The organism is Sulfolobus sp. B1 (genome assembly GCF_007050195.1).
Classification (GTDB): Archaea; Thermoproteota; Thermoprotei_A; order Sulfolobales; family Sulfolobaceae; genus Saccharolobus.
This window is the reverse complement of the sequence record NZ_QIMI01000186.1, coordinates 1-2,279: the sequence shown is the minus strand read 5'-3', so window position 1 is coordinate 2,279 and position 2,279 is coordinate 1. Positions and strand designations below refer to the sequence as shown.

Here is a 2,279-nt window from a genome sequence, read left to right as displayed (position 1 = left end):
TTCCTTTATAACTATTCTGCGAGTGGACAGCCTTATCCAGTAACTAATGTAGATATAGGAGTTTATGCCGTATGGTGGAATGGTAGTATTACTCTTGTTAAACAAGTTCCTATACAGTACAATACTACTGTAACTTTTACTGTAAAAGCAGAAGCACCAGCCTATTTATATGGTCTAATAACTCCGGTATTTTATAATTATAACTTCATGAATATGTCAAATGATCTGACGGGTGAGCAATATGGTTATGTTATGGGATTATGGGGAGCTATATTAGTTGAGGGGTGATAAAAATGGTTAGTTTCTTCAAGTTGTTGGGTATAGGTTACATACTAGCTATAATGTTACTGGTATGGGAAATAGCTATGGAGACTTTTCATAAAGCCGCTACCAGCTATACTTTAGTTTTTATGATAACAGCCTTCATTGGATTTATAGCGTTTTTCTTATTTGTATACTTTGCTCCAAAGGAGTGAGAAATAAGTATTAAGCTATTTTCCTTTTTTTAATTATTTTTGATTTTTCTCTAATTCAGTTAAGCTTTTTAACCTAAATTACTTAATTAAATATAGGGATTAGGGAATGAAGATTCAAAGTATACCAATGTTCATGAGCGGATTGGTAATTCTTATACTCTCAGTTATAATGATGTCGTTCGCTATATTTCAGTCTTCAATGTTAGCTTGGCTAGCTCCTGAGCCAAGATATTATATTCCTACTATTGGTTTAATACTTTCAATGTTCTTATTAGCTTGTTGTTATTCTTCTCCCTCTGAGGAGAGATGAGAAATTATTAACAACTTTTTCTTTAACTTCATCTTCACTTAGATTTTTCAGTTTGCTTAACTCTTCTATTACTATTTTAACGTTGCAAGGCTTGTTTCTAACCATTTTCTCAGCAGACATAAATGGTGAATCTGTCTCTGTTAGTATATAATCTAGTGGTATCTCTTGAGCAACTCTTTGCCTATATTTGTCTCTTTTGATTATTGGTGGGAAAGATATCATGCCTCCTAGTTCTATTATTTGATTAGCTGTTTTAGTATTACCCTCGTAAGCATGTACTACAAATTTAACTTTATATGAACTAATTATGTTCAAGAAATCGTTCATTCCTCCTCGTATATGAATGATTACAGGTTTCGATTGTTTTTCTGCTTTTTCCAAAAATTTTTGTAATACTTCTACTTGCTTTCTCTTGTATTCGTTCTCCTTTATCCAGAAATAATCCAAACCTACTTCACTAATTATTTCACCATGATCAGTTAATTCTAAGCACTTATCTACTTCATGGTATTTTTCTTTTATGAATTCGGGATGAAAACCTATTGCTGGGACTACATTTTTATACATTTTAGATAACTCCAATGTCTTTACGTTACTTTGAAAATCTACTCCAGCATTAACAATGATTATTTCACATTCATTAACTATTTCGTTTCTATCTTGGTCAAATTCACTAACATCTATATGGGCGTGAGAATCAATTAGCATTAAATAAAAAAACTTGTAAGATAAATAAAAAACTACTTCCAAGGTTCCTTTAATAGCTGTATTTTAACTACTCCTTCGTTTTCATCATACAATACTTTAACTAAGTCTCCTTCCTTTATTTGGAATTTTTGTCTAACCTTTGCGGGTATTGTGACTTGATAGTTTCTGGACACTTTTACTATTTCTTCTACTGCCAATATATTCACCAAATGACACTTTTACTATTCTAATATTTAAATCTTTCTCACTATCTGTAATTAATAGTTAGTAGGATATAAGTGAGAATGATGTAGTAAGCTTTTATATCTAAAGAGTGTTAGTAATACTTTAGGCTAAATTATTTTGTATAAAACATGCAGATGAAGTTTAAAGATTCAATACTTTCCTTACTGTGGGTGGAAAAAATTTTTATATGAGAGGATTTAGATTCTTTATTAGTGAGATAAATGTCTGAAACACAATTAAGTGAAGGTACAAGAATAAAGTTACCATCTGGAAAGGATGCCGGTTTAGTAGATATTCTGTCATTCTGCTATGGATTGTCAGAAACAGATGTTACGGTGTTATTGGCGTTAATGAAGGGTGATGCCAGAGGTACAGAAGAGTTAGAAAGTGATCTTAAGTTGTCTAAGGCTTCAATTAATAGAAGTCTAAACAAATTATTGGAGATGGGTTTAGTTATGAGAATTAAAGAGCCAGGTAATAAAGCAGGAAGACCAAGGTATTTATATAAAGCAAGAGATTACGCGGAACTAAAATCTAAGATGCTAGGCGATATAAAGGAT

The 2,279-nt window shown here is 31.6% G+C and carries 5 protein-coding genes and 1 pseudogene; 4 read left to right on the top strand and 2 right to left on the bottom strand.

The genetic code is table 11. From position 1 onward, the window contains the following. From DMP16_RS09225 to DMP16_RS09215, 3 genes and pseudogenes are all read left to right on the top strand, one after another. Window positions 1–288: pseudogene (locus DMP16_RS09225) on the top strand (oxidase); the annotation flags it as partial. 5 nt (window positions 289–293) lie between these two features. Next, complete coding sequence (locus DMP16_RS09220) at window positions 294–476, top strand: hypothetical protein (protein ID WP_069284620.1); 183 nt, start codon at window positions 294–296, stop codon at window positions 474–476. A gap of 106 nt (window positions 477–582) precedes the next feature. Continuing rightward, window positions 583–786: a hypothetical protein gene (locus tag DMP16_RS09215; protein ID WP_069282631.1), complete on the top strand. Its 204-nt coding sequence runs from the start codon at window positions 583–585 to the stop codon at window positions 784–786. Here the strand turns inward: DMP16_RS09215 and DMP16_RS09210 are convergent. Both DMP16_RS09210 and DMP16_RS09205 read right to left on the bottom strand, forming a co-directional pair. Further along, window positions 748–1,494 (bottom strand): TatD family hydrolase, encoded by a 747-nt coding sequence (locus DMP16_RS09210; RefSeq protein ID WP_069284621.1) that lies wholly within the window; start codon window positions 1,492–1,494, stop codon window positions 748–750. The genes DMP16_RS09215 and DMP16_RS09210 overlap by 39 nt on opposite strands. A gap of 32 nt (window positions 1,495–1,526) precedes the next feature. After that, window positions 1,527–1,691 carry an AbrB/MazE/SpoVT family DNA-binding domain-containing protein gene (locus tag DMP16_RS09205; RefSeq protein ID WP_069284622.1) on the bottom strand — a complete coding sequence of 55 codons (165 nt, stop codon included), beginning with the start codon at window positions 1,689–1,691 and terminating at the stop codon, window positions 1,527–1,529. A 249-nt stretch (window positions 1,692–1,940) separates the two neighbouring features. Between DMP16_RS09205 and DMP16_RS09200 the strand changes: the two genes are divergently transcribed. Further along, the coding region (locus tag DMP16_RS09200; protein WP_143577138.1) for a helix-turn-helix domain-containing protein at window positions 1,941–2,279 on the top strand (339 nt) is incomplete at its 3' end.